23 protein-coding genes and 1 tRNA gene are annotated in these 26,804 nt (G+C 54.7%); 18 read left to right on the plus strand and 6 right to left on the minus strand.

The window, feature by feature from the left end:
* Positions 1 to 58: 58 nt before the first annotated feature.
* Positions 59 to 134, plus strand: a tRNA-Trp gene (locus IBT47_RS20645).
* 168 nt (positions 135 to 302) lie between these two features.
* Here IBT47_RS20645 and hdfR read toward each other — a convergent pair.
* Positions 303 to 1,124 carry an HTH-type transcriptional regulator HdfR gene (gene hdfR, locus IBT47_RS20650; protein ID WP_200562686.1) on the minus strand — a complete coding sequence of 274 codons (822 nt, stop codon included), beginning with the start codon at positions 1,122 to 1,124 and terminating at the stop codon, positions 303 to 305.
* Positions 1,125 to 1,245: 121 nt separating this feature from the next.
* Here hdfR and IBT47_RS20655 point away from each other — a divergent pair, with 121 nt between their 5' ends.
* Positions 1,246 to 1,584: a DUF413 domain-containing protein gene (locus IBT47_RS20655; protein WP_105595114.1), complete on the plus strand. Its 339-nt coding sequence runs from the start codon at positions 1,246 to 1,248 to the stop codon at positions 1,582 to 1,584.
* Positions 1,585 to 1,617: 33 nt separating this feature from the next.
* On the opposite strand, the gene IBT47_RS20660 is transcribed toward IBT47_RS20655, so the two are convergent.
* The gene (locus tag IBT47_RS20660; protein ID WP_200562688.1) at positions 1,618 to 3,138 is read right to left on the minus strand and encodes a YifB family Mg chelatase-like AAA ATPase; all 1,521 of its coding nucleotides are present in this window, start codon (positions 3,136 to 3,138) and stop codon (positions 1,618 to 1,620) included.
* A gap of 336 nt (positions 3,139 to 3,474) precedes the next feature.
* On the opposite strand from IBT47_RS20660, the gene ilvL reads away from it, so the two are divergent.
* From ilvL to ilvA, 6 genes are all read left to right on the plus strand, one after another.
* Positions 3,475 to 3,573 carry an ilv operon leader peptide gene (gene ilvL, locus IBT47_RS20665; RefSeq protein ID WP_105595116.1) on the plus strand — a complete coding sequence of 33 codons (99 nt, stop codon included), beginning with the start codon at positions 3,475 to 3,477 and terminating at the stop codon, positions 3,571 to 3,573.
* A 139-nt stretch (positions 3,574 to 3,712) separates the two neighbouring features.
* Positions 3,713 to 5,359 (plus strand): acetolactate synthase 2 catalytic subunit, encoded by a 1,647-nt coding sequence (ilvG, locus tag IBT47_RS20670; RefSeq protein WP_200562691.1) that lies wholly within the window; start codon positions 3,713 to 3,715, stop codon positions 5,357 to 5,359.
* Positions 5,356 to 5,613: an acetolactate synthase 2 small subunit gene (ilvM, locus tag IBT47_RS20675; protein ID WP_200547523.1), complete on the plus strand. Its 258-nt coding sequence runs from the start codon at positions 5,356 to 5,358 to the stop codon at positions 5,611 to 5,613. The genes ilvG and ilvM overlap by 4 nt, the downstream gene beginning before the upstream one ends.
* A gap of 18 nt (positions 5,614 to 5,631) precedes the next feature.
* Complete coding sequence (locus tag IBT47_RS20680) at positions 5,632 to 6,558, plus strand: branched-chain amino acid transaminase (RefSeq protein WP_200562693.1); 927 nt, start codon at positions 5,632 to 5,634, stop codon at positions 6,556 to 6,558.
* A gap of 65 nt (positions 6,559 to 6,623) precedes the next feature.
* Positions 6,624 to 8,474 (plus strand): dihydroxy-acid dehydratase, encoded by a 1,851-nt coding sequence (ilvD, locus tag IBT47_RS20685; RefSeq protein ID WP_105595120.1) that lies wholly within the window; start codon positions 6,624 to 6,626, stop codon positions 8,472 to 8,474.
* A 4-nt stretch (positions 8,475 to 8,478) separates the two neighbouring features.
* Positions 8,479 to 10,023, plus strand: a complete 1,545-nt coding sequence (ilvA, locus tag IBT47_RS20690) for a threonine ammonia-lyase, biosynthetic (protein WP_200562695.1) — start codon at positions 8,479 to 8,481, stop codon at positions 10,021 to 10,023.
* Here the strand turns inward: ilvA and ilvY are convergent.
* Positions 10,020 to 10,901 (minus strand): HTH-type transcriptional activator IlvY, encoded by an 882-nt coding sequence (gene ilvY / locus IBT47_RS20695; RefSeq protein ID WP_200562696.1) that lies wholly within the window; start codon positions 10,899 to 10,901, stop codon positions 10,020 to 10,022. The two genes, ilvA and ilvY, sit on opposite strands and share 4 nt — an antisense overlap.
* Positions 10,902 to 11,062: 161 nt before the next feature.
* On the opposite strand from ilvY, the gene ilvC reads away from it, so the two are divergent.
* The gene (gene ilvC / locus IBT47_RS20700; protein ID WP_200547526.1) at positions 11,063 to 12,541 is read left to right on the plus strand and encodes a ketol-acid reductoisomerase; all 1,479 of its coding nucleotides are present in this window, start codon (positions 11,063 to 11,065) and stop codon (positions 12,539 to 12,541) included.
* 60 nt (positions 12,542 to 12,601) lie between these two features.
* Here ilvC and ppiC read toward each other — a convergent pair whose 3' ends face one another.
* On the minus strand, positions 12,602 to 12,883 hold the full coding sequence (gene ppiC / locus IBT47_RS20705) for a peptidylprolyl isomerase PpiC (RefSeq protein ID WP_105595124.1): 282 nt from the start codon (positions 12,881 to 12,883) through the stop codon (positions 12,602 to 12,604).
* A gap of 285 nt (positions 12,884 to 13,168) precedes the next feature.
* Here ppiC and rep point away from each other — a divergent pair, with 285 nt between their 5' ends.
* Entirely contained in the window at positions 13,169 to 15,187 is a 2,019-nt protein-coding gene (rep, locus tag IBT47_RS20710) for a DNA helicase Rep (RefSeq protein WP_105595127.1), read from the plus strand.
* Between the two features lie 8 nt (positions 15,188 to 15,195).
* On the opposite strand, the gene gppA is transcribed toward rep, so the two are convergent.
* Positions 15,196 to 16,680, minus strand: coding sequence for a guanosine-5'-triphosphate,3'-diphosphate diphosphatase (gene gppA, locus IBT47_RS20715; protein ID WP_200562699.1), 1,485 nt, complete (start codon positions 16,678 to 16,680; stop codon positions 15,196 to 15,198).
* Between the two features lie 7 nt (positions 16,681 to 16,687).
* Positions 16,688 to 17,980 (minus strand): ATP-dependent RNA helicase RhlB, encoded by a 1,293-nt coding sequence (gene rhlB / locus IBT47_RS20720; RefSeq protein WP_200562701.1) that lies wholly within the window; start codon positions 17,978 to 17,980, stop codon positions 16,688 to 16,690.
* 130 nt (positions 17,981 to 18,110) lie between these two features.
* Here rhlB and trxA point away from each other — a divergent pair, with 130 nt between their 5' ends.
* From trxA to rffA, 8 genes are all read left to right on the plus strand, one after another.
* Entirely contained in the window at positions 18,111 to 18,440 is a 330-nt protein-coding gene (gene trxA / locus IBT47_RS20725) for a thioredoxin TrxA (RefSeq protein WP_105595130.1), read from the plus strand.
* A gap of 360 nt (positions 18,441 to 18,800) precedes the next feature.
* Positions 18,801 to 20,060, plus strand: coding sequence for a transcription termination factor Rho (rho, locus tag IBT47_RS20730; RefSeq protein ID WP_105595131.1), 1,260 nt, complete (start codon positions 18,801 to 18,803; stop codon positions 20,058 to 20,060).
* Positions 20,061 to 20,347: 287 nt separating this feature from the next.
* Positions 20,348 to 21,436: a UDP-N-acetylglucosamine--undecaprenyl-phosphate N-acetylglucosaminephosphotransferase gene (wecA, locus tag IBT47_RS20735; protein ID WP_200562703.1), complete on the plus strand. Its 1,089-nt coding sequence runs from the start codon at positions 20,348 to 20,350 to the stop codon at positions 21,434 to 21,436.
* Positions 21,437 to 21,482: 46 nt separating this feature from the next.
* The gene (gene wzzE / locus IBT47_RS20740) at positions 21,483 to 22,544 is read left to right on the plus strand and encodes an ECA polysaccharide chain length modulation protein (protein ID WP_200562705.1); all 1,062 of its coding nucleotides are present in this window, start codon (positions 21,483 to 21,485) and stop codon (positions 22,542 to 22,544) included.
* 10 nt (positions 22,545 to 22,554) lie between these two features.
* Positions 22,555 to 23,685 carry a non-hydrolyzing UDP-N-acetylglucosamine 2-epimerase gene (wecB, locus tag IBT47_RS20745; protein WP_200562707.1) on the plus strand — a complete coding sequence of 377 codons (1,131 nt, stop codon included), beginning with the start codon at positions 22,555 to 22,557 and terminating at the stop codon, positions 23,683 to 23,685.
* The gene (gene wecC, locus IBT47_RS20750; RefSeq protein ID WP_200562709.1) at positions 23,682 to 24,944 is read left to right on the plus strand and encodes a UDP-N-acetyl-D-mannosamine dehydrogenase; all 1,263 of its coding nucleotides are present in this window, start codon (positions 23,682 to 23,684) and stop codon (positions 24,942 to 24,944) included. The genes wecB and wecC overlap by 4 nt, the downstream gene beginning before the upstream one ends.
* 36 nt (positions 24,945 to 24,980) lie before the next feature.
* Positions 24,981 to 25,676, plus strand: coding sequence for a dTDP-4-amino-4,6-dideoxy-D-galactose acyltransferase (gene rffC, locus IBT47_RS20755; RefSeq protein WP_234472025.1), 696 nt, complete (start codon positions 24,981 to 24,983; stop codon positions 25,674 to 25,676).
* On the plus strand, positions 25,673 to 26,803 hold the full coding sequence (gene rffA, locus IBT47_RS20760; protein WP_200562713.1) for a dTDP-4-amino-4,6-dideoxygalactose transaminase: 1,131 nt from the start codon (positions 25,673 to 25,675) through the stop codon (positions 26,801 to 26,803). Before rffC ends, rffA begins: the two co-directional genes overlap by 4 nt.
* The last annotated feature ends 1 nt before the right edge of the window (position 26,804 follow it).

Consider the following 26,804-nt stretch of genomic DNA (forward strand, 5'->3'; position numbering starts at 1 on the left):
ACCTGCCTGTCACGCAGGGGGTCGCGGGTTCGAGCCCCGTCCGTTCCGCCACCCTTTTAGGGGCGTAGTTCAATTGGTAGAGCACCGGTCTCCAAAACCGGGTGTTGGGAGTTCGAGTCTCTCCGCCCCTGCCAGATAAAGAAAAAACCTTTGCTTAGGCAAAGGTTTTTTTTTGCCTAAAATTCAAGAAACAAAGCTCATAATGATAAAAGATATGTAACCGCACTTAAAGCTATGCTGTAAGTGCGAGTTATAAAGAGCCGTTCTACGGCTCTTTTGTCGCTTTTATCAACATTAGTTGGTTAGATATTGACCGGTAATTTAATGAGTTGACGGATGTGTGTTTGCTGATCGCTATTTTGTAACCAGACTGCGTAAAGGGGTCTGAGGACAACTGCGGTATCCTGAATTGAGAGAAGATCGCTGTACTCCGCCTCCCAGAAGTCCGGTAAAAATGCACAGGCTCCTGTTGTATGCAACAGCTGGCGCGTTAAATGTGCTGAGGTTGTCGTCAGTACAGGTATGTCATCGGCACCGGCAAGATAGTTTTCATGTTGATGAAAATCGGCCCCCCATTCCAGCTTAATATAATCATATTTCTCCTTTTTCTCCGATTTTCGCGACCTGAACAGCGCCAATGAAATATGGCCAATTTGATGGCTTGTCAGCTCGTCCATTTTGGGTGCTTCAGTGGTAATCAACAGATCGAGTTGACGTTCATGAAGCTGCTTAACCATCAGATGACGCTGAGCGATTCGTGCTTCAAGATGCAGACTCTCGCGCTGTTGATACAGCGTTTGTAGCCAGGGGGTTAGATAGGCTTCCCAGAGCGAAGCACTGGCCCCTATCGACAGCTCATGGTGCTGTTGAGTATGTGAAACCTCTTTCTTAGCCATTTGCCACGTATTCATCAGGCTTTCAGCATATGGCAGTAAACGCTCACCCGCTGAGGTTAACCTGATATTGTTACGGTGCCGGGTAAAAAGGTTCACACCCAGCTGATTTTCAAGCTGTCGAATGCGAAAACTAACGGCGGACTGCGTTAGATAGAGCGCTTCCGCAGCTCGTCCGAAGTGGCGAGTTCTGCTCACTTCAAGAAAGGTTTTTAGTAATTCCGTATCCACAGCGATCTCCTAAAAAACATTTGTCGTTATGATTTAAATGTTTTGTTTTACACTCTGTCAAGCCTATCTAATACTCCGCGCCATAAATAGCTCGGCCTTAAAAGAGTTAGGAGCGTGTAAAATGGCGGAAAGCTTCGCAACAACCAGTCGTTTTTTTGATAACAAACACTATCCCCGCGGGTTCTCCCGGCACGGTGATTTCACCATCAAAGAAGCCCAACTTCTTGAGCGCCATGGTTATGCTTTTAACGAGCTGGATCTGGCAAAGCGTGAGCCGACGACGGAAGAAGAGCGTCTGTTTATCGAAGTGTGCCGCGGTGTACGTGAGCCGCAAACTGAAGCAGAAAGAGTCTGGTCTAAGTACATGACCCGAATTAAACGTCCTAAGCGTTTTCATACCCTTTCTGGCGGTAAACCGCAGATGGAAGGTGTTGAAGACTATTCGGATAGCGACGATTAAGATTAAGGGGCTTCGGCCCCTTTTTAATGCCTGCTATCCCAGACTTTTCTGTAGATTAATCAGTAATCGATCCATTCCCCGATAGCTCACCGCTTCAGTCAGATGTTCCCGATCAATCTCGTTATCATTTGCCAAATCGGCAATCGTCCGTGCCACTTTTAAAATTCGCTGCCAGGCCCTCACCGAGAGCCCAAGTTGATTCAACACCTGTTCCAGCCACTCGGCATCCTCCGTTTTTAACATGCAGAAGTCTTTGATCTCATGATGACTCATCAACGCGTTCACTTTTCCCACGCGTGCGAGCTGACGCTCACGCGCAGCGACAACACGTTTTCTGACGGTATCGCTGGATTCACTGCCACGCCTTTGCGCGCTCAGTGTTCCCGTCGGTAGCAGCGGTACTTCCAGTGAAAGATCAAAACGGTCAAGGAAGGGACCGGATAATCGGCTTAAATAGCGCAGCGTTTGCTGCGGAGAGCAGCGATTATGGGGACCGTTGTAATGACCAGTAGGACTGGGATTCATCGCGGCGATCAGCTGGAATCTGGCCGGATAGGTCACCTTAGCTCGGGCGCGAGATATCCCGATCTCGCCGGACTCCAGCGGTTCACGCAGAGCGTCCAACGCACGGCGTTCAAACTCAGGTAGCTCATCAAGAAAAAGCACCCCGTTATGCGCCAGCGATATCTCGCCCGGCTTTGGTATTGCTCCTCCGCCAACCAGAGCAAACAGTGAGGCGCTATGGTGGGGAGAGCGAAATGGCCGCTGACGCCAGTGAGTATGCACAGTGTCATTCCTGACAAGGCTGGCTATGCAGGCACTTTCCAGCGCTTCCCGATCGTTTAGCGGCGGCATAAGGCCGTTCAGGCGTGTTGCCAGCATCGTCTTACCGGTACCGGGGGGCCCGATTAGCAACAGGTTATGCCCGCCGGCAGCAGCGATCTCTAGTGCGCGCTTGGCCTGCTGTTGGCCGATCACCTCCTGCAGGTCACCCTCCGCTGTTGGCAGGTCATCATGCTTTACACATGCGCGCTCCAGCTGGGCTTCGCCATGCAGAAAGGCGCAGACTTCCAGCAAATCACGAGCAAGCAAATTATCACCGTGTTCTATCAGGCCAACCTCCGCGAGATTATCCGCTGAGAGGATAAGCTGCCTCCCTGCATCATGAGCTGCCATCGCCGCCGGGATAACCGCCTGTACGCCCCTCAGAGCGCCTGTAAGCGCCAGTTCGCCCAGGAACTCATATTGAGTGAGTTTCTCCGCAGGAATCTGTTCTGAGGCTGCGAGAATAGCAACTGCGATAGGAAGATCGAATCTTCCCCCTTCTTTGGGCAAATCCGCCGGGGCGAGGTTAACGGTGATGCGTTTGGCCGGGAAAGAAAATCCGCAGTTAATAATGGCGCTGCGTACCCGGTCACGAGCCTCTTTGACGGCTGTTTCAGGCAGCCCCACCATGGAAAGTGCGGGAAGCCCATTACTGAGGTGGACTTCGACGCAAACCTGGGGGGCCTGAATGCCAATTGCAGCACGAGTGTAAGCAACAGATAACGACATGGAGCCTCCTTTTGGCGTTACTGTGCATACAAATTTCTATCCTGACGATGAGTAAAAGGGATCGCTGTGAGATGGGCTGACAGTTATTTTTTGATGATGGAGCGCGTTTCACCACGCTGCGAGCTGCGACGAAATTCCACTATGTGGAATTAAAGCGATCACGGCAGGTGAGTATTGAAAATAAATCAACATCTTCTTATTCACTGAATAACAATACTTTTTACTTTTTTTGCGTACGCTGTCATAAAATAAAATGATGAAAAAAGTTGAACGCAAACGCGTAACTGTGATAACTCTATAGACATTAATTCGAACAAGTGAATTTACAGAATCCAAATGAAAGCCCTTCTACGAGTCATTAGCCTAGTCGTCATTAGCGTCGTCGTGATTATTATCACGCCGTGCGGGGCTACGCTCGGAGAAAGAAAGGCTTAAAAATCAAGCCTGAATTCGAAAGAACCCCCGCACCGAAAGGTCCGGGGGTTTTTTTTTAGCAAGACAAAACGTGTGAGGAACAGAAGATGAACAGTAGCATAAAATGCTGTTGTTCCCAGCCAGAGGCGGGGGAATAACTATGAATGGTGCACAGTGGGTGGTTCAAGCTTTGCGTGCACAGGGAGTCGAGACAGTATTCGGCTATCCTGGTGGAGCAATTATGCCGGTCTATGACGCGCTCTATGACGGCGGTGTCGAACACCTACTGTGCCGCCACGAGCAGGGTGCAGCCATGGCCGCTATCGGCTTTGCCCGTGCTACCGGAAAAGTCGGCGTCTGTATCGCCACTTCTGGCCCCGGCGCGACCAATCTGATCACGGGTCTGGCTGATGCGATGCTGGATTCTGTTCCTATTGTTGCCATTACCGGCCAGGTCTCTTCTGCGGTCATGGGCACCGATGCCTTCCAGGAGATCGACGTTCTGGGCCTCTCGCTGGCTTGTACCAAGCATAGCTTCCTGGTGGAATCGCTCGATGAACTGCCGGGCGTGATGGCTGAAGCCTTTGCCATTGCTAAATCGGGTCGTCCCGGCCCTGTTCTGGTTGATATTCCTAAAGATATCCAATTGGCCAGCGGCGACCTGATAGCCCATCTGCTGCCTGTGGAAGAGGAGCAGGACCATCCGCACGTTGAACTGCAGCAGGCCCGCCAGCTGCTGGCACAGTCGCAGAAGCCGATTCTGTATGTTGGCGGTGGCGTGGGAATGGCCGATGCGGTCCATGCGCTGCGTGCTTTCGCCAAAGAAACCGGCATTCCAACCGTGGCTACCCTGAAAGGCCTGGGCACGCCGGATGCGGAAGATGAGTGTTATCTGGGCATGCTGGGCATGCACGGCACCAAGGCTGCCAACCTCGCCGTTCAGCAGTGCGATCTGCTGATTGCCGTCGGTGCTCGCTTTGACGACCGGGTGACCGGCAAGCTGGACACCTTTGCGCCGCATGCCAGCGTTATCCATATGGATATCGACCCGGCGGAACTGAACAAACTGCGCCGCGCGCATGTTGCCCTGCAGGGCGATCTGAACAAGCTGCTGCCCGATCTTTATCATCCGGTAGCGATCTCAGCATGGCGTGAAGAGATCAAAGCGCTGAAAGCCGATCACGGCTGGCGTTACGATCATCCGGGCGAAGCGATTTTTGCTCCGCTGTTCCTGAAGCAGCTGTCGGACCGCAAATCGGATAGCAGCGTTGTGACTACGGATGTGGGGCAGCACCAGATGTGGGCTGCACAGCATATGAGCTTTACCCGTCCGGAGAATTTCATCACCTCAAGCGGGCTGGGCACGATGGGCTTTGGTCTGCCGGCTGCCGTAGGTGCTCAGGTGGCTCGCCCCGACGATACCGTGATCTGCGTATCCGGTGATGGCTCCTTTATGATGAATGTACAGGAGCTGGGCACCATCAAGCGCAAACAGCTGCCGGTGAAGATCGTGCTGCTGGATAACCAGCGTTTAGGCATGGTACGCCAGTGGCAGCAGTTGTTCTTCGAAGAACGCTATAGCGAAACCAATCTCTCAGATAACCCGGACTTTCTCACACTGGCCAGCGCTTTCAATATTCCCGGCCAGCGTATTACCCGTAAAGATCAGGTCGACGCCGCATTAGACGCTTTGCTGCACAGTGAAGGGCCATACATGCTCCACGTCGCGATTGACGAGCATGAGAACGTCTGGCCTCTGGTGCCACCCGGTGCCAGCAACGAAAATATGATGGAGAAAACCTCATGATGCAGCATCAATTGTCTATCGAAGCACGTTTTCGTCCGGAAGTTCTGGAACGTATTTTACGTGTTATCCGCCACCGTGGTTTTCAGGTGTGCACGATGAATATGGCTTCGCAGGCGAATACTGACAATATTAATATTGAATTGACCGTTGCCAGCCAGCGCTCTGTCGATTTACTGTCAACGCAGTTAAGTAAACTGATGGACGTTGCATGCGTTCAGGTTCAACAACAGACAACACAACAAATCCGCGCTTAAGCGGGCAAGGAAATTAGAATGACGAAGAAAGCTGACTTTATCTGGTTCAATGGCGAGATGGTTAAATGGGAAGACGCGAAGGTAAGCGTTATGTCCCACGCACTGCACTACGGTACATCCGTATTTGAAGGCGTCCGTTGCTATGACTCGCACAAAGGGCCAGTGGTCTTCCGCCATCGTGAACACATGCAGCGTCTGCGTGATTCTGCAAAAATCTATCGTTTCCCTGTCAGCCAGAGCGTTGATGAACTGATGGAAGCGTGCCGCGAAACGCTGCGCAAGAACAACTTGAAAAGCGCATATATTCGTCCGCTGGTATTTGTTGGCGACGTGGGCCTGGGCGTGAACCCGCCAGATGGCTACAGCACTGATGTGATCATCGCCGCGTTCCCGTGGGGTGCTTACCTGGGTGCTGAAGCGCTGGAGCAGGGGATCGATGCGATGGTTTCTTCATGGAACCGCGTAGCGCCAAACACCCTGCCAACCGCCGCTAAAGCCGGTGGTAACTACCTGTCCTCCCTGCTGGTTGGCAGCGAAGCGCGTCGCCACGGCTATCAGGAAGGTATCGCACTGGACACTCACGGCTACATCTCTGAAGGTGCCGGTGAGAACCTGTTTGAAGTGAAAGACGGCATTCTGTTTACCCCGCCGTTCACCTCTTCCGCACTGCCGGGTATTACTCGTGATGCCATTATTAAACTGGCGCAGGATCTGGGTATTGAAGTGCGTGAGCAGGTACTGTCTCGTGAATCACTGTATCTGGCAGATGAAGTCTTCATGTCCGGTACTGCCGCTGAGATTACTCCGGTACGCAGCGTTGATGGTATTCAGGTCGGTGCGGGCAAACGTGGCCCGGTTACCGAGCGTATTCAGTCTGCATTCTTTGGTCTGTTCACTGGCGAAACTGAAGACAAATGGGGTTGGCTGGATCCGGTTAACTCATAAGAACTATACATTTTCTCGGGCGTCATTTGACGCCCGCGTATCATCGATTTCTGGAGTAATAGAGCATGCCTAAGTACCGTTCCGCCACCACCACCCACGGGCGCAATATGGCGGGTGCCCGTGCCCTGTGGCGCGCCACAGGAATGACCGATGATGACTTCGGTAAGCCGATCATTGCGGTTGTAAACTCCTTCACGCAGTTTGTGCCGGGTCACGTTCACCTGCGCGATCTGGGTAAACTGGTTGCTGAGCAGATCGAAGCGTCAGGCGGCGTGGCGAAAGAGTTTAATACCATCGCCGTTGATGATGGTATCGCTATGGGCCACGGCGGCATGCTTTATTCTCTGCCGTCACGTGAGCTGATCGCTGACTCGGTCGAATACATGGTCAACGCACACTGTGCCGACGCCATGGTTTGTATCTCCAACTGTGACAAAATCACCCCGGGAATGCTGATGGCGTCGCTGCGCCTGAATATTCCGGTGATCTTCGTTTCCGGCGGCCCGATGGAAGCCGGTAAAACCAAGCTGTCGGATAAAATCATCAAGCTGGATCTCGTCGATGCAATGATTCAGGGCGCAAACCCTAACGTCAGCGATGCCGACAGTGAGCAGATTGAGCGTTCCGCCTGTCCGACCTGTGGTTCCTGTTCCGGTATGTTCACCGCCAACTCGATGAACTGCCTGACCGAAGCGCTGGGGCTGTCCCAGCCGGGCAACGGTTCGCTGCTGGCGACACACGCTGACCGTAAAGAGCTGTTCCTGACCGCTGGCCAGCGCATTGTTAGCCTGACTAAACGCTATTATGAGCAGGGTGACGTCAACATGCTGCCGCGTAATATCGCGACGAAAGCCGCGTTCGAAAACGCGATGACGCTGGATATCGCCATGGGCGGTTCAACGAATACCGTTCTGCACCTGCTGGCGGCCGCGCAGGAAGGCGAAATCGAATTCAACATGTCCGATATCGATCGCCTGTCACGTAAAGTCCCGCATCTGTGCAAAGTGGCGCCAAGCACGCCGAAATATCACATGGAAGACGTTCACCGTGCGGGTGGCGTGATCGGCATTCTGGGTGAGTTGGATCGTGCAGGGCTGATCGACACCAGCGTGCGCAATATTCTGCAGCAGACCATGCGTGAAACGCTCGATCAGTACGACATCATGCTGACCAAAGACGAAGCGGTGAAAAAGATGTTCCGCGCCGGTCCGGCCGGTATTCGTACCACTCAGGCTTTCTCACAGGATTGCCGCTGGGACACGCTGGATGATGACCGTCAGGAAGGGTGTATTCGTACCCGCGAACACGCGTTCTCTCAGGATGGCGGCCTGGCTGTGCTGTACGGCAACATCTCAGAAGATGGCTGTATCGTTAAAACCGCCAGCGTTGACGCAGAACTGCTGACCTTCAAAGGTCCGGCAAAAGTCTACGAGAGCCAGGATGATGCGGTAGACGCGATCCTCGGCGGCAAAGTGGTAGCGGGCGACTGCGTTGTTATCCGCTATGAAGGACCAAAAGGCGGTCCTGGCATGCAGGAGATGCTCTATCCGACCACCTATCTGAAATCGATGGGGCTGGGCAAAGCCTGTGCGCTGATCACCGATGGCCGTTTCTCAGGAGGCTCTTCCGGTCTCTCTGTGGGGCACATCTCACCAGAAGCGGCGAGCGGCGGAACCATCGCGCTGATTGAAGATGGCGACATGATCGAGCTGGATATTCCGAATCGTCGCATCCATCTGGATCTGCCAGACAACGAAATCCATGCACGCCGTGAAAAAGAGCTGGCGCGCGGTGATGCGGCTTACACGCCACACGGCCGTGAGCGTCAGGTTTCCTTTGCCCTGCGCGCCTATGCCACTCTGGCAACCAGCGCCGACAAAGGTGCGGTCCGCGATAAGAGCAAGCTGGGAGGCTAAAGATATGGCTGAGTCTCAACCGCTACCCGCACAGCCCTGTGGTGCGGAGTATCTGCGTGCGGTACTTCGCGCGCCGGTCTATGAAGTCGCCCAGGTAACGCCGCTGCAGAAAATGGAGAAAATCTCCTCGCGCCTCGGCAATACCATTCTGGTTAAGCGTGAAGATCGCCAGCCGGTGCACAGCTTCAAGCTGCGCGGTGCGTACGCGATGATCGCCGGGCTGACCGAAGAGCAGAAGGCGCGTGGTGTTGTCACCGCCTCGGCGGGGAATCATGCTCAGGGTGTGGCGCTGTCTGCCACCAAGCTGGGCATTAAATCCCTGATCGTGATGCCGGTTGCCACGGCGGATATCAAAGTTGATGCGGTGCGGGCATTTGGCGGTGAGGCTTACCTGTTCGGTGCCAACTTCGATGAGGCGAAAGCTAAGGCGATCGAACTGGCGGAACAGCAGGGTTATACCTTTGTTCCACCGTTCGATCATCCGATGGTGATCGCCGGTCAGGGTACGCTGGCGATGGAGCTACTGCAGCAGGATGCGCATCTCGATCGCGTATTCGTTCCGGTTGGCGGCGGCGGTTTGGCCGCGGGCGTCGCGGTGCTGATTAAGCAGCTGATGCCGCAGATTAAAGTGATCGCGGTTGAATCTAACGACTCGGCCTGCCTTAAGGCGGCGCTGGATGCCGGTCAGCCGGTCGATCTGCCTCGCGTTGGGCTATTTGCCGAAGGCGTGGCGGTGAAACGGATTGGTAGCGAAACCTTCCGTCTGTGTCAGGAATACATCGACGACATCGTGACCGTAGACAGCGATGCTATCTGCGCGGCGATGAAGGATCTGTTTGACGATGTGCGCGCGGTGGCGGAACCGTCCGGTGCGCTGGCGCTGGCCGGTATGAAAAAGTACATCCAGCAGCACCAGATTAAAGGTGAACGCCTGGCGCATGTGCTTTCCGGTGCTAACGTCAATTTCCACGGTTTGCGTTACGTTTCAGAGCGCTGCGAGCTGGGTGAACAGCGTGAGGCGCTGCTGGCGGTAACCATCCCGGAACAGCAGGGCAGCTTCCTGCGTTTCTGCCAGCTGCTGGGCGGACGTTCCGTCACGGAATTCAACTATCGCTATGCCAACGCCGATGATGCCTGCATTTTTGTCGGTGTGAGGCTGACCCGCGGGCTTGAAGAGCGTGAGGAGATCCTGGCGCTGCTCACCGAGGGTGGCTACAAGGTGGTCGATCTTTCCGATGATGAGATGGCGAAACTGCACGTGCGCTACATGGTCGGCGGTCGTCCATCTAAGCCGCTGCGTGAAAGGCTGTTCAGTTTCGAATTCCCGGAAGCCCCGGGGGCGCTCCTGCGTTTCCTGCAAACGCTGGGAACGCACTGGAATATCTCTCTGTTCCACTACCGCAGCCACGGTACCGATTACGGTCGCGTGCTGGCCGCGTTTGAGCTGAGTGACAACGAACCGCAGTTCGAAGAGCACCTGGCGGCGCTGGGATATGATTTCCACGATGAAACCCATAACCCGGCGTTCCGCTTCTTCCTCGCCGGTTAAAGCAGATTCCAGAACGCATCAATAAGCGGCTCATTGAGCCGCTTTTTTTGTACGCAAACGCCCAGTTCGAACGGCGCAACCATCTCTACGTCTTCCAGTTCCAGAATTCGGTTACGAATCGGTTCCGGGCTGTTCTCCAGCACCACATCCGGCAGCAGCGCAATACCGCAGCCCAGCGCCACCATAGAAACAATCGCCTCATGACCGGATACCGTGGCGTAAATCATTGGATTCGCAATATGACGATGGCGAAACCACAGATCGATGCGGCGGCGCGATGGCCCCTGCGCGGGCAGGATAAACGGGATCTGTGACCAGTCCGGCTCTGCCTGAGTTGCCTGGTTACGTACCGGGCAGGGCAGTGCGGGCGCAATCAGCACCAGCGGGATCAGCCCCAGCGGCATAAAGCCAATGCTGGCAGGCAGCGTCTCCGGGCGTCCGGCAATAGCAATATCGACTTCATTTGCCTGCACTTTCTCTACCGCATCGGCGGCATCCCCGGTGGTCAGCTTGATTTCAACCAGCGGATGCTCCGCGCGAAAGCGGTCGAGGATCGGCGGCAGATGACTGTAGGCGGCGGTAACAGAACAGAACAGACGCAGCTCACCGCTTAGTGATGGGCCGTTCTGCCCGATGGCGTGACGCATCTGCTGATACTGCAACAGCGTCTGCTGAGCAAACTGCCGCAGGCGTTCACCGGCATCGGTCAGGGTGACGGTGCGGTTATCACGCAGGAATAGCGCCTGGCCCAGGTCTTCCTCCAGCCGCTGGATCTGGCGGGATAGCGTGGAGGGGCTGACGTGCATGGCGCGCGCACTGCGCCCGAAATGGCGGCTCTCCGCCAGATGAAGGAATAATTTCAGGTCGCGCAAATCCATGGAATTGAGCCTCGTTTTTACGTTGCAGAACATGCAATGTCACGTTGTTAATATATCAATTTCAGCAATAGATTTCCTGTCATATGATAGGGTCTATTCAGGGCGGAGAAATCGACAGCCCGGACAACAAATAATACGCGAACACAACTTCAGGAGTGCCCATGTCTAACTATTTCAACACTTTGAACCTGCGCAACCAGTTAGCGCAATTAGGTAAATGCCGCTTCATGGCGCGCGAAGAATTTGCTGATGAAGCAAGCTACCTGAAAGGTAAAAAAGTCGTCATCGTTGGCTGTGGTGCTCAGGGTCTGAACCAGGGCCTGAACATGCGCGATTCTGGCCTGAATATCTCTTACGCTCTGCGTGCAGAAGCGATCGCTGAGAAACGCGCTTCATGGCGTAAAGCGACCGAGAATGGTTTCCAGGTAGGCACTTACGAAGATCTGATCCCACAGGCTGACCTGGTGGTTAACCTGACTCCGGACAAGCAGCACTCTTCTGTTGTTCAGGCAGTACAGCCGCTGATGAAAGACGGCGCTGCGCTGGGCTACTCTCACGGTTTCAACATCGTTGAAGTGGGTGAGCAGATCCGTAAAGACATCACCGTAGTGATGGTGGCACCGAAGTGCCCGGGTACTGAAGTTCGTGAAGAATACAAGCGTGGTTTCGGTGTGCCAACGCTGATCGCGGTTCACCCGGAAAACGATCCGAAAGGCGAAGGCATGGCGATTGCTAAAGCCTGGGCAGCGGCTACCGGCGGTCACCGTGCGGGCGTGCTGGAATCCTCTTTCGTTGCGGAAGTGAAATCTGACCTGATGGGCGAGCAGACTATCCTGTGCGGTATGCTGCAGGCTGGTTCTCTGCTGTGCTTCGACAAGCTGGTGGCGGAAGGTACTGATGCTGCCTACGCAGAAAAACTGATTCAGTTCGGCTGGGAAACCATCACCGAAGCGCTGAAGCAGGGCGGTATCACGCTGATGATGGATCGCCTGTCTAACCCGGCTAAACTGCGTGCTTATGCGCTGTCCGAGCAGCTGAAAACCATCATGGCTCCGCTGTTCCAGAAGCACATGGATGACATCATCTCCGGCGAATTCTCTTCCGGTATGATGGCTGACTGGGCTAACGACGACAAAAACCTGCTGGGCTGGCGTGAAGAGACCGGTAAAACCGCATTCGAAACTGCAGCACAGTTCGAAGGCAAAATTGCCGAGCAGACTTACTTCGACGAAGGCGTAGTAATGGTTGCCATGGTGAAAGCAGGCGTTGAGCTGGCGTTTGAAACCATGCTGGATGCGGGCATCATCGAAGAATCTGCTTACTACGAATCACTGCACGAGCTGCCGCTGATTGCGAACACCATTGCACGTAAGCGTCTGTATGAAATGAACGTGGTTATCTCTGATACCGCAGAATACGGTAACTACCTGTTCTCTTACGCGGCAGTACCGCTGCTGAAAGAGTTCATGACTACGCTGCAGGCGGGCGATCTGGGTAAAGCGGCAAGCACTTCGACTACCGTTGATAACGCGCAGCTGCGTGACGTTAACGAAGCGATTCGTCAGCACCCAATCGAGTCTGTTGGCCGCACTCTGCGTGGCTATATGACCGATATGAAACGTATCGCAGTAGCAGGCTAATATTCTCAGCGGAGTGACCCTCCGCCAGAGTGAAAAATGGCACCCTCGGGTGCCATTTTTTTATTTGCGGTACAATACCTTAATGATGTGGTAGCCGAACTGCGTATGCAGCGGGCCCTGCGGCTCGATCAGCGGGCAAGAGAACACCACTTTATCGAACGCCGGTACCATCGCACCCTGTTTGAACTCACCCAGATGTCCGCCTTTTTTCCCTGAAGGGCAGGTAGAGTGTTTCTTCGCCAGCTTTTCGAAATCACCACCCTGTTTCAGCTGTTCCAGCAGATCCAGTGCCAGTTTCTCTTCTTTAACCAGAATGTGCAGTGCTGCTGCCATTTTCGCCATGTTGCTCTCCAGAATATTTAGTCAGTCAGGCCCGCAGGCCGGATGGCGCTTACTATACCTGCTCACTCTTCCCGGCGCGACAGGCGCATTTGTTGCTATCTCCACCAGGTGGCTGAATGATGATTTCATGATCTTGTTCAGGACATGTTTTCAGGCGATGGCATGCGCAGAATTGATTTATCTACCCTTCACTTTTCTTCCCGGTTTTGAACGGCTCCACTGCTCTACAGGCAGGCTTTCTTTGGTTATACTTCCTGCCTGTTTTATTAGTGGAATAATCAAGCTATGCGTCTTAATCCTGGTCAGCAACACGCCGTTGAATTTGTTACCGGACCCTGTCTGGTGCTGGCTGGAGCCGGATCGGGTAAAACGCGCGTGATTACCAATAAAATTGCGCATCTGATCCGCGAATGCGGCTATCAGGCCCGGCACATTGCTGCTGTGACCTTCACCAATAAAGCCTCGCGTGAGATGAAAGAGCGCGTGGCGCAGACGCTGGGCCGCAAAGAAGCGCGCGGACTGATGATCTCAACCTTCCACACCCTCGGGCTGGAGATCATCAAACGTGAATATGCCGCGCTGGGGATGAAATCTAACTTTTCGCTGTTTGACGATCAGGACCAGCTGGCGCTGTTGAAAGATCTGACCGAGGAGTGGTTGGAGAACGATAAAAATCTGCTCCAGCTACTGACCTCGACGATCTCAAACTGGAAAAACGATCTGCTGGACCCACCACGTGCCGCCGCAGGCGCTCAGTCCGAGCGCGACAAGCTCTTTGCCCACTGCTACGCGCTGTATGATAAACACCTGAAATCCTGCAACGTGTTGGATTTCGACGATCTGATCCTGCTGCCCACGCTGCTGTTCCAGCGCAACCAGGAAGTCCGCGAGCGCTGGCAGCAACGCATTCGCTACCTGCTGGTGGATGAATATCAGGATACCAACACCAGCCAGTACGAGCTGGTTAAACTGCTGGTAGGCAGCCGTGCGCGCTTTACCGTAGTCGGGGACGATGACCAGTCTATCTACTCATGGCGCGGGGCGAGGCCGCAGAACCTGGTGCTGCTGAAAGAGGATTTCCCGGCGTTGCAGGTGATCAAGCTGGAGCAGAACTACCGTTCTTCGGAACGTATTCTGAAAGCGGCGAACATCCTGATCGCTAATAATCCGCACGTGTTTGAAAAACGCCTTTTCTCCGAGCTGGGTTACGGAGCGGAGCTGAAGGTGGTGATGGCTAACCATGAAGAGCACGAAGCCGAGCGGGTGGCGGGCGAGCTGATAGCACACCACTTTATTAATAAGACGCAGTATAAAGACTACGCCATTCTCTATCGCGGCAACCACCAGTCGCGGGTCTTTGAAAAAATGCTGATGCAGAACCGCATTCCCTACCGGATCTCCGGCGGTACTTCATTCTTCTCGCGTCCGGAAATCAAAGATCTGCTGGCCTATCTGCGGGTGCTGACCAATGCCGATGACGACAGCGCCTTTATGCGCATCGTTAATACGCCGCGGCGCGAAATTGGATCTGCCACACTGCAAAAGCTGGGTGAATGGGCGATGCAGCGTAATAAGAGCCTGTTTACCGCCAGCTTTGATATGGGGCTGGGCCAGACGCTGACCGGCCGCGGTCTGGAGTCACTCCAGCGTTTCACCCACTGGCTGCAGGAGATCGCCAGGCTGGCGGAGCGGGAACCAGTTGCCGCCGTACGCGATCTGATCCACGGTATTGATTATGAGAGCTGGCTGTTTGAAACCTCCGCCAGCCCGAAAGCCGCTGAAATGCGCATGAAGAACGTCAATACGCTGTTCCAGTGGATGACGGAAATGCTCGAAGGCAGCGATATCGATGAACCGATGACGCTGACCCAGGTGGTTACGCGCTTCACCCTGCGCGATATGATGGAGCGCGGTGAGAGCGATGAAGAGGCCGACCAGGTGCAGCTGATGACGCTGCATGCCTCAAAGGGTCTTGAGTTCCCTTATGTGTATCTGGTGGGCATGGAAGAGGGACTGTTACCCCATCAGAGCAGTATTGATGAAAACAACGTTGAGGAAGAACGTCGCCTGGCCTATGTCGGCATCACCCGTGCGCAAAAAGAGCTGACCTTCAGTCTGTGTCGCGAACGCCGTCAGTACGGTGAGCTGATTCGCCCGGAACCCAGCCGCTTCTTACTGGAACTGCCGCAGGATGATCTGCAGTGGGAGCGAGAGCGCAAGGTGGTGAGTGCGGAAGAGCGGATGCAAACCGGCCAAAGTCGGGTAGCCGGTCTGCGCGCGATGCTGGATAAAGCGAAGAAATAATACGACCGTCAGACGACGGTCAGGTGCCAGTGTACATAGCTCTGCCAGTGGACTTCCTGTTCCAGCAGTTCGGCGCGTAGCGGATGCGCCTGCAGCCAGCCTGCGGGTAGCGTGAGGCTCAGCGTATCATCATCGGCCTGTAAACGAACGGCTGGCAGCGTGTTATCGCGACGGCGGCTGGAGAAGATAATTGCCAGGCGTAGCAGACGGCACAGGCGCTCCGCCACGCGCGGCGGTACGGCATTCTGCTGACTTAACAGTGCCAGATCGATACCGTTGACCTGGTTTTGCAGCAGAGTGGCCAGCAGTTTTTTCTGCGCAGGCGTAAAGCCCGGCAGGTCCAGATGACGTACCAGATAAGCGGAATGCTGCGGAGCCTGGCGGAAATCGACGCTCAGGCCGATTTCATGGATCAGGCAGGCGCTTTCCAACAGGTCGCGGCTCAGATCGTCCAGCTTCCAGCTGTTGCTCACCTGACGGGTGAAGCTTTCCGCCAGCTGGCGCACGCGATCGGCCTGCTCAACATCGATAGCGAAGCGGCGCTGAATATTGTGCAGCGTGCGTTTACGGATATCACGATCGACCGGAAGATGCAGCATGCCGTACACCAGGCCCTCGCGCAGTGCGCCACCTGCCAGGGTCATGCTGCTGATATTCAGTTCGGTGAAAATGGCAATCAGTATCGACAGCCCGCTCGGGAACACCAGAGCGCGCTCCAGCGTCAGGCCTTCAATTTCCAGCTCTTCCAACTTTCCGCACTGAATAGCGCGCTGTTTAAGCTGCTGCAGTTTGTTCAGGGTAATGCGTTCATCCATTCCCTGCGCCATCATAATTTCCTGTAGCGCCTGCACGGTGCCGGAAGCACCGACACAAACCTGCCAGCCCTGCTCACGCAAAACGCTTGCCACCGGGCGGATCATTTCACGCGCGGCCTCTTCGGCCTGGGCGAAATTCTCTTTTCCCAGATGGCGGTCGGTAAAATAACGCTCCAGCCAGGTGACGCAACCCATCGACAGACTGAACAGTGAGGTCGTTTGCGAACCTTTACCGGTGACCAGTTCCGTACTGCCGCCGCCAATATCCACCACCAGGCGTTTATCGGACCCGCCGGTAGTATGAGCGACGCCCTGATAGATCAGCCGCGCTTCTTCTTCACCGCTGATCACATTAATCGGGCAATTGAGAATTTGCTGGGCCTTAACCAGGAAACTGTCGGCGTTGACGGCGATACGCAGTGTGGCAGTGGCCACGACGCGGATCTGCTCCGGGGGAATATCCTGCAGCTGTTCTGAAAACAGCCGCAGACACTGCCAGCCACGCTCCATCGCTTCTTCAGAAAGCTGGCTGCTGCCATCAAGACCTGCAGCAAGACGCACTTTACGCTTGATGCGGGCGATGGTCTGGATACTGCCAGCCACCTCGCGCACCACCAACATATGAAAACTGTTCGATCCCAGATCGATTGCAGCATAGAGTGATGACGCGCTGAGCATAGAGACGTTAACCTGAGCGTTTGCGGTTAGGGTTTCGCGGTGCGCTACCACGGCGATTGTTATTTCCCCCACGACGCAGGTTGTTGCCTGTGCGGTTGCGGGTTAAGCGTTTTGGCGGCGGCAGTTCACTCATCAGCGCATCGCTGTTGTAGCGGCTGACCGGAATGCTGTGACCAATATATTCTTCAATCGCTGGCAAATTCAGCGCGTACTCTTCACAGGCCAGGCTGATTGAGTGCCCATTTGCGCCAGCGCGGCCGGTACGTCCGATGCGGTGAACGTAATCTTCGCGATCGTCAGGCAGATCGTAGTTAAACACGTGCGTTACCGCAGGAATGTGTAAACCACGGGCGGCTACGTCAGTCGCAACCAGGATATCCACGTCACCTTTGGTGAAATCGTCCAGAATACGCAGGCGTTTTTTCTGAGCCACATCACCGGTCAGCAGGCCTACGCGATGACCATCGGCAGCCAGATGGCCCCAGATATCTTCGCAGCGGTGCTTGGTATTGGCGAAAATAATCGCCCGGTCAGGCCACTCTTCTTCCAGCAGCGTTTGCAGCAAACGCATTTTTTCTTCGTTGGAAGGGTAGAACAGCTCTTCTTTAATGCGGTGCCCGGTTTTCTGCTCTGGCTCGACCTCAACGTACTCGGCGTTGTTCATGTTTTCGAAGGCCAGCTCGCGCACACGGAACGACAGCGTGGCGGAGAACAACATATTCAGGCGCTGGTTCGCGGCAGGCATGCGGCGGAACAGCCAGCGGATATCTTTGATAAAGCCGAGATCGAACATACGATCGGCTTCGTCGAGGACGACGACCTGGATAGCACCTAAATTAACGTGATTTTGTTTCGCATAATCGATTAAACGGCCCGTGGTGCCAATCAGAATATCAACACCGCTTTCCAGCACTTTCAGCTGCTTATCATAACCATCGCCACCGTAGGCAAGGCCGAGTTTTAGCCCGGTAACCTGCGCCAGTGGTTCCGCATCCGCGTGGATCTGAACGGCCAGTTCACGCGTCGGAGCCAGGATCAGCGCGCGCGGTTGGTTAATCTGGCGGCCTTCCGGTGCAGGGTGAGAAAGAAGATGATGAAACGTTGACGTTAAAAACGCCATCGTTTTGCCCGTACCGGTTTGCGCCTGACCTGCTACATCACGCCCGGAGAGCGTAAAAGGTAATGCCAGCGCCTGAATAGGCGTGCAATTATGAAACCCTTTATTATCAAGAGCTTCAATGACCTGAGGATGCAGGGCGAAGTCGGAAAACTTCTTTTCGGTTAAGTGTGTTTTGCTCATAGTGTGGTAGAATATCAGCTAAGTATTGCTTTACGAAAGCATATCCGTTGAAATAAAAGCAGTGAAATTGTTAATCTGATGCTGCTTAATGCTACATCATCAAGATCAAGATAATCCCCCTGGAGTAAACATGAGCGCTAAAATTGTTCACCTGTCCGATGATAGCTTCGAAACTGATGTCCTGAAAGCTGATGGTTTAACGCTGGTAGACTTCTGGGCAGAATGGTGTGGCCCTTGCAAGATGATTGCCCCAATCCTGAATGAAGTTGCCGAAGAGTATGAAGGCAAGCTGACGATTGCCAAGCTCAACATTGATGAGCATCCGGCTACAGCGCCTAAGTACGGCATTCGCGGTATCCCAACACTGCTGCTGTTTAAAGGTGGCGAAGTCATCGCGACTAAAGTTGGTGCACTGTCTAAAGGTCAGCTTAAAGAGTTCCTGAACGCGAACCTGGGCTAATCATGCTTTGCCGGCGCCTGGCGGTTTGTAATTTTTCTCAGACCGCTAGACGCCCCGCATTAAGCGTGCTAAGTTAAATCCGCTGCACGACGAACTTACCTGTAGTTTGAATCTTTAGAATTATCCCTTGTTGAATACTGTATTCGTCTAAATCTTACAGACATTCGACAATCTGACGGTTAGCATCAACTGAATTCCGGCGTCTTTCTACACCGTCTCCTCGTTTCGGATCTGCGTTTTCCTGTACGTGATCATCGAGCGGACTTTAGAACAGAGTGCCATTTAACAGGCATGGACCTTTTGCCATACTATTCACGACAAACAGTTCAAGATTTACCCCGAGTTTAAGAACCCACCATTATGAATCTTACCGAATTAAAAAATACGCCGGTTTCTGACCTGATCACTCTCGGCGAAAACATGGGGCTGGAAAACCTGGCGCGTATGCGCAAACAGGATATTATTTTCGCCATCCTCAAGCAGCATGCTAAAAGTGGCGAAGATATCTTCGGCGATGGCGTACTCGAGATACTCCAGGATGGATTTGGTTTCCTCCGTTCCGGAGACAGTTCCTACCTCGCAGGCCCCGATGACATCTACGTTTCCCCCAGCCAAATCCGCCGCTTCAACCTCCGCACTGGTGACACAATCTCTGGGAAGATCCGTCCACCAAAAGAAGGTGAGCGTTACTTTGCGCTGCTGAAAGTTAACGAAGTTAACTACGACAAACCGGAAAATGCGCGTAGCAAAATCCTGTTTGAAAACTTAACTCCGCTGCATGCGAATTCTCGCCTGCGTATGGAGCGTGGTAACGGGTCTACCGAAGACCTTACCGCACGCGTGCTGGATCTGGCATCGCCGATTGGCCGTGGCCAACGTGGCCTGATCGTAGCACCGCCGAAAGCCGGTAAAACCATGCTGCTGCAGAATATCGCGCAGAGCATCGCTTACAACCATCCTGACTGTGTGCTGATGGTGCTGCTGATTGACGAGCGTCCGGAAGAAGTGACCGAGATGCAGCGTCTGGTTAAAGGTGAAGTGATCGCTTCTACCTTTGACGAGCCGGCATCACGCCACGTGCAGGTTGCTGAAATGGTGATCGAGAAGGCTAAGCGCCTGGTTGAGCATAAAAAGGATGTCATCATCCTGCTGGACTCCATCACCCGTCTGGCGCGTGCCTACAACACCGTTGTTCCTGCCTCTGGTAAGGTATTGACCGGTGGTGTGGATGCGAACGCCCTGCATCGTCCAAAGCGTTTCTTCGGTGCTGCGCGTAACGTTGAAGAGGGCGGAAGCCTGACTATCATCGCTACGGCGCTGGTCGATACCGGTTCTAAAATGGATGAAGTTATCTACGAAGAATTCAAAGGTACCGGCAACATGGAGCTGCATCTCGCGCGTAAAATCGCTGAGAAGCGCGTATTCCCTGCTATCGACTATAATCGTTCAGGTACGCGTAAAGAAGAGCTGCTTACCACATCCGAAGAGCTGCAGAAAATGTGGATCCTGCGCAAAATCATTCATCCAATGGGTGAAATCGACGCGATGGAATTCCTCATTAACAAACTGGCGATGACCAAAACCAACGACGAATTCTTCGACATGATGAAACGTTCGTAATGGTTTGATGATGCTCTGAAAGCGGTGCGCTGCTGAAGCGCTGCCGTTTTCGTTGTCCTCGCCAAAAAACAAACTCGGGTAACGCCACGCTTAGTCGTGGCGTTTTTTGTTTTTGACCTATACGCTAGCCGGTTAAGGGAGAACTAAACCTGGTGTATGGTTCAGGACTGCAATTAAACGAGGTTAATTTTTGCTCGTCCTGGTCGATAAAATCAGAATTACACGGATGATTATGGCACTATTTTTGCTTATAACATTACGCAATTCTTCGCAGAGAGCTGATTAATGTGAATTTACTCAATATGAGTACTGAGCTTGCACTGACTTTTGTTTTTTCGCTGGCGTTTCTATTTTTTGCCCGTAAGGCCGCTAAAAAAATCGGGCTGGTGGACAGACCCAACTATCGCAAGCGCCATCAGGGTGTGATCCCGCTGGTCGGTGGTGTTTCCGTGTTTGCCGGCAGCTGCTTCGCTTTTGCCATTTCCGATTATTACATCCCCCATTTTAGCCTCTATCTGGTATGTGCAGGCTGCCTTGTCCTGGTTGGCGCACTCGACGATCGCTTTGATATTAGTGTGAAAATTCGCGCCGTGGTTCAGGCTGGCGTCGCCGTGGTAATGATGGTGAAGGCCAAGCTGTATTTGTTCAGCCTTGGCCATATTTTTGGCCCCTGGGAGCTGGTTGTCGGCCCATTTGGCTATGTACTGACGCTGTTTGCCGTCTGGGCTGCGATCAACGCTTTTAATATGGTTGACGGTATCGACGGCCTGTTGGGGGGCCTGTCCTGCGTCTCTTTTATGGCGATGGGTATCATCCTGCTGTTTGACGGGCAGACCAGTCTGGCAATGTGGTGTTTCACGATGATCGCCGCCATTGTCCCCTACATTCTGCTCAATCTCGGCATGTTTGGTGGCCGTTACAAAGTCTTTATGGGCGACGCCGGTAGCACCCTGATCGGCTTCACGATCATCTGGATTCTGCTGGCCGCAACTCAGGGTGAAAGCCATCCGATTACCCCGGTTACCGCGCTGTGGTTGATCGCTATTCCTTTGATGGATATGGTCGCTATTATGTATCGCCGTCTGAGTAAAGGAATGAGTCCTTTCTCGGCAGATCGTCAGCATATTCATCACCTTATAATGCGTGCGGGCTTCACCTCACGACAGGCGTTTATGCTGATTACTCTGGCCGCAGCGCTGCTGGCAGCGATTGGGGTACTGGGTGAATATCTGAGTTTTACCCCGGAATGGGTCATGCTGATCCTGTTTTTGCTGGCTTTTATGCTGTATGGCTACTGCATAAAACGCGCCTGGCGCGTTGCGCGAATGATCAAACGTGTAAAGCGTCGCCTGCGTAATAACAATAACGACAGCTAAACTTTTTAATTGATTGATAGATGCCCTGACAATAAGGAAATGATGTATGACCCATCCTGTTGCTGCCGATAACGAGCTGGATATTCGCGGTCTTTGCTGTGCGCTATGGCGCGGTAAATTCTGGATTATTGGTGGAGGCGTGCTGTTTGCTCTGCTGGCCTGGCTCTACACGCTGGTGGTCACGCCGAAATGGAGTACCACGGCGATTACCGATCGGCCGACGGTTAACATGCTGTCCGGCTTCTACTCCCAGCAGCAGTTCCTCAATAACCTGGATCAGCGTGCCGGAAATATCAGCCTGAACGCACCGCAGCCAACGGTCATGGATGAGGCTTACCAGGAATTTATCATGCAACTTGCGGCCTGGGACACCCGTCGCGACTTCTGGTTACAGTCCGGCTACTACAAGCAGCGCCAAACCGGCAGCGCGCGTGAAAATGCCGCGTTATTGGATGAGTTGATTGCCAATATCCAGTTCCAACCGGCAGATGCGGCGAAAAACATCAATGACACCGTTAAGCTGGTGGCTGAAACCTCAGGGGATGCCAATACACTGCTGCGCGAGTACGTGGCTTTCGCCAATGGACGCGCAACGACGCATCTGAATGAAGAGCTGGCCGGCGCATGGGCGGCGCGCAGCATCCAGCTAAAAGCGCAGATCAAACGGCAGGAAGCGGTCGCTACCGCGATTTACGACCGTGAGATCCACAGCGTTGAGCAGGCGCTGAAGATTGCTCAGCAGCAGGGTTTCGAGCAGACGAAAACCGATACGCCTTCCGAGCAGCTACCGGATTCCGAGCTGTTCCTGCTGGGGCGGCCAATGCTGCAGGCGCGGCTGGAAAACCTGCGCGCCAGCGGCCCTTCTTACGATGTTGAGTACGATCAGAACCGTGCCATGCTGGCTACGCTCAATGTTGGCCCAACCCTGGTTAAAGCATTCCAGACCTGGCGCTATCTGCGTACGCCGGAAGAGCCGGTAACCCGCGACAGCCCGCGTCGTCTGTTATTGATGATCATGTGGGGGGCAGTAGGTGCCCTGACTGGCGCCGGGACCGCGCTGATACGCCGACCTCGCAAGGGTCATGTTGTTAATCAACGGACCAATTGAGAGAGCGACGGTGAAAGTATTAACGGTTTTTGGCACGCGCCCCGAGGCAATTAAAATGGCCCCGCTGGTCCATGCGCTGGCGCAGGATCACGAAATAGAGTCCCGCCTGTGCGTTACTGCCCAGCATCGCGAAATGCTGGATCAGGTGTTGCATCTGTTCTCACTGGTGCCGGATTACGATCTGAATATCATGCGCCCGGGACAGGGGCTGACCGAAATTACCAGCCGTATCCTGGAGGGGCTGAAAACGGTATTTGCCGATTTTACCCCGGACGTGGTGCTGGTTCATGGTGATACCACGACCACGCTGGCTGCCAGCCTGGCGGCGTTTTATCACCGTATCCCCGTTGGGCATATTGAAGCGGGTTTACGCACCGGGGATCTCTACTCTCCCTGGCCTGAAGAGGCTAACCGCACGCTGACCGGGCACCTTGCCAGCTACCATTTTGCACCGACCGAACGTTCCAGGCAGAACCTGATACGTGAAAATCTGCCTGACTCGCGTATTTTTGTTACCGGCAATACGGTCATTGATGCGCTGTTCTGGGTGCGGGATCGTGTGCTAAGCGATGAAAATCTGCGAAACGGTCTGGCGGCCAGATACCCTTTTCTCGATGCCGATAAAAAGCTGTTGCTGGTCACCGGACACCGCCGGGAAAGCTTTGGCGGTGGTTTTGAGCGTATCTGTAACGCGCTGGCTGAAATCGCCCGTCTGCATCCGCAGCTGCAAATTGTTTATCCGGTCCACCTCAATCCGAACGTCAGCGAGCCGGTGAATCGCATCCTTAAAGGCATCGACAATATCATTCTGATAGAGCCGCAGGAGTACCTTCCGTTTGTCTGGCTGATGGACAGGGCCTGGCTGATCCTCACCGATTCAGGAGGCATCCAGGAAGAAGCGCCGTCGCTGGGTAAACCGGTGCTGGTGATGCGCGACGCCACTGAACGTCCCGAAGCGATTGAGGCCGGTACGGTCAGGCTGGTGGGGACCGATGGCGCTAAAATAGTCAGTGAAGTGACCCGCCTGCTGACCGATGAAGCAGCTTGGCAAACAATGAGTCACGCACATAATCCCTACGGCGACGGGCTCGCCTGCCAGCGCATCGTGCAGGCATTAAAAAATAATCGGATTACATTATGAATTTCAACACCATTTCAGTTATCGGCCTGGGGTATATCGGCCTGCCAACCGCTGCGGCTTTTGCCTCACGCCAGAAGCAGGTTATCGGCATTGACGTTAATGCCCACGCAGTGGATACCATCAACCGTGGTGAAATCCATATTGTTGAACCTGACCTCGATCGGGTGGTGAAAACCGCCGTTGAGGGGGGATTCTTACGTGCCGCCACCCGGCCGGAACCCGCTGACGCTTTTCTGATCGCCGTTCCTACGCCGTTCGAGGGCGACCATCAGCCCGATATGTCCTATGTCCGTGCCGCTGCGGCCTCGGTTGCGCCGGTGCTGAAGAAAGGCGATCTGGTGATCCTGGAGTCCACCTCGCCGGTCGGTGCCACCGAGCAGATGGCCGAGTGGCTGGCCGGCGAACGTCCCGATCTGACCTTCCCGCAGCAGTCGGGCGACGCGTCGGATATCCACATTGCCTATTGCCCGGAGCGTGTGCTGCCGGGGCAGGTCATGATTGAGCTGTTTAAAAACGATCGGGTCATCGGCGGCATGACCGCCACCAGCTCGCAGCGTGCCTGCGACCTGTACAACCTGTTCCTTGAAGGTGAGTGCGTGGTGACCAACGCCCGCACCGCGGAAATGTGCAAACTCACCGAGAACAGCTTCCGCGACGTTAACATCGCCTTTGCCAACGAACTTTCGCTGATCTGCGCCGAGCAGCAGATTAATGTCTGGGAGCTGATCCGCCTGGCTAACCGCCATCCGCGGGTGAATATCCTGCAGCCGGGACCGGGCGTCGGCGGCCACTGTATTGCCGTCGATCCCTGGTTTATTGTCGCGCAAAACCCGCAGCAGTCGCGTTTGATCCGCACCGCGCGTGAAGTCAACGATGCTAAACCCCACTGGGTACTGGAACAGGTGAAGCAGCGGGTAGCAGAGTGCCTGATGGCCAGCGATAAGCGTGCCAGCGACCTGAAAATTGCCTGCTTCGGTCTGGCGTTTAAACCGGACATCGACGATCTGCGGGAAAGTCCTGCGATGCAGGTCACCCGACTGATTGCCGACTGGCATCAGGGCAGTACGCTGGTGGTGGAGCCGCACATACACCAGCTACCGGAAAAACTGCGCGATAAGGTCACGCTGCTGGCGCTGGACGATGCGCTTCAGCAGGCAGATGTGCTGGTGATGCTGGTCGATCACCGCCAGTTTAAAGCCATCAGGCCGGAAGCCGTGCAGCAGAGCTATATCGTCGATACCAAAGGCGTGTGGCGATGATTAACCCGCTCGCTTTTCCTGCCCGTGGAGGTGCGTATGTTTGCCACGCTTAAACCTCTCGCCTGGGAAAATGCATTTTTCGGTCAGCAAAGTGCCCTGCTGGAATTGCAGGGCGAAACGCCGCTGGATATCGCCGCACTGGATGACTGGCCGCTGGTACAGGTGAAAGTGCTGGCACAGCAAAGTGCCGAGCTGGATGCGCTCAGCGTCCTGGGTTTCAGCATGGTGGAGGGAGAGGCCGATTGCGTACTGGGCATCACCCCCGCCGAGCGCCCAACCGGTATTCGCATCGCCCGCGCCGAACATATTCCGGCCCTGCGGCAGGCGGCGAGTGAAGCCTTTATCTGGAGCCGCTTTCGCGCGCCCTGGTTTGCTGCGGGCGACAGCGGACGCTTCTACGCGCAGTGGATTGAGAACGCCGTTCGCGGCACTTTCGACCATCTGTGCCTGCTGGCGGTGGATGAGCAGGGCGCCATGCAGGGCTTTGTCTCTCTGCGCGAGCTGGAAGATCGGACGGCGCGCATTGGGCTACTGGCCGTGCTGCCCGCTTATCAGGGATTAGGGATTGGCCAGCGGCTGATGGATGCGGCAAATGACTGGTGCCGCGCCCGGCGTCTGACCCGACTTCACGTTGCAACGCAGCTGGGTAACCTTGCAGCGCTGCGCCTCTATCTTCGCTGCGGTGGCGTGATTGAACGTACCGCCTACTGGTTATACAGGAAAACGCCATGATCCCGTTTAACGCACCACCGGTGGTGGGAACTGAACTTGAATATATGCAGTCGGCCATGGGCAGCGGTAAGCTGTGCGGCGATGGCGGCTTTACCCGCCGCTGCCAGCAGTGGATGGAACAGCGGTTTGGCAGCCGTAAGGTGCTGCTGACCCCGTCCTGTACCGCCTCGCTGGAAATGGCCGCGATCCTGATCGACATCCAGCCCGGCGATGAAGTGATTATGCCGAGCTACACGTTTGTCTCTACCGCCAATGCCTTCGTTCTGCGCGGTGCCACCATTGTCTTTATCGACGTGCGCCCGGATACGATGAATCTTGACGAGACGCTGATTGAAGCGGCGATCACCGAGCGCACTAAGGCGATCGTGCCGGTCCACTATGCGGGCGTGGCCTGCGAGATGGACACCATTATGGCCGTGGCGAAGAAGCATAAACTCTGGGTGATTGAAGATGCCGCGCAGGGCGTGATGTCGACGTATAAAGGCCGCGCGCTGGGCACCATTGGTCATATTGGCTGCTTCAGCTTCCATGAGACAAAAAACTACACCGCCGGAGGCGAGGGTGGGGCGACGCTGATTAACGATGCGGCGCTGGTTGAGCGTGCGGAAATCATCCGCGAAAAAGGCACTAACCGCAGCCAGTTCTTCCGTGGGCAGGTGGACAAATATACCTGGCGCGACATCGGCTCCAGCTACCTGATGGCCGATTTGCAGGCCGCCTATCTCTGGGCGCAGCTGGAGGCGGCGGAGCGCATCAACCAGCAGCGTTTACACCTCTGGCAAAACTACTACACCGCGCTGGAACCGTTCGCCGCGCGTGGACGGATCTCTCTGCCGGGCATCCCGGCAGACTGCGAGCACAACGCACATATGTTCTACCTGAAGCTGCGTGATAACGACGACCGTACCGCGTTGATTTCCTGGCTGAAAGAGGCCGAAATCATGGCGGTGTTCCACTACATCCCGCTGCACAGTTCGCCTGCCGGGCAGCGCTTTGGCCGTTTCCACGGTACCGATCGCTATACCCAGCAGGACAGTGACCGCCTGCTGAGGCTGCCGCTGTTCTATAACCTTTCTGATAATAATCAGAAAACGGTAATTGGCTCCTTACGCAGCTATCTTTCCTGAT

Source organism: Erwinia sp. S43 (assembly GCF_016624745.1).
Taxonomy (GTDB): Bacteria; Pseudomonadota; Gammaproteobacteria; order Enterobacterales; family Enterobacteriaceae; genus Erwinia; species Erwinia coffeiphila.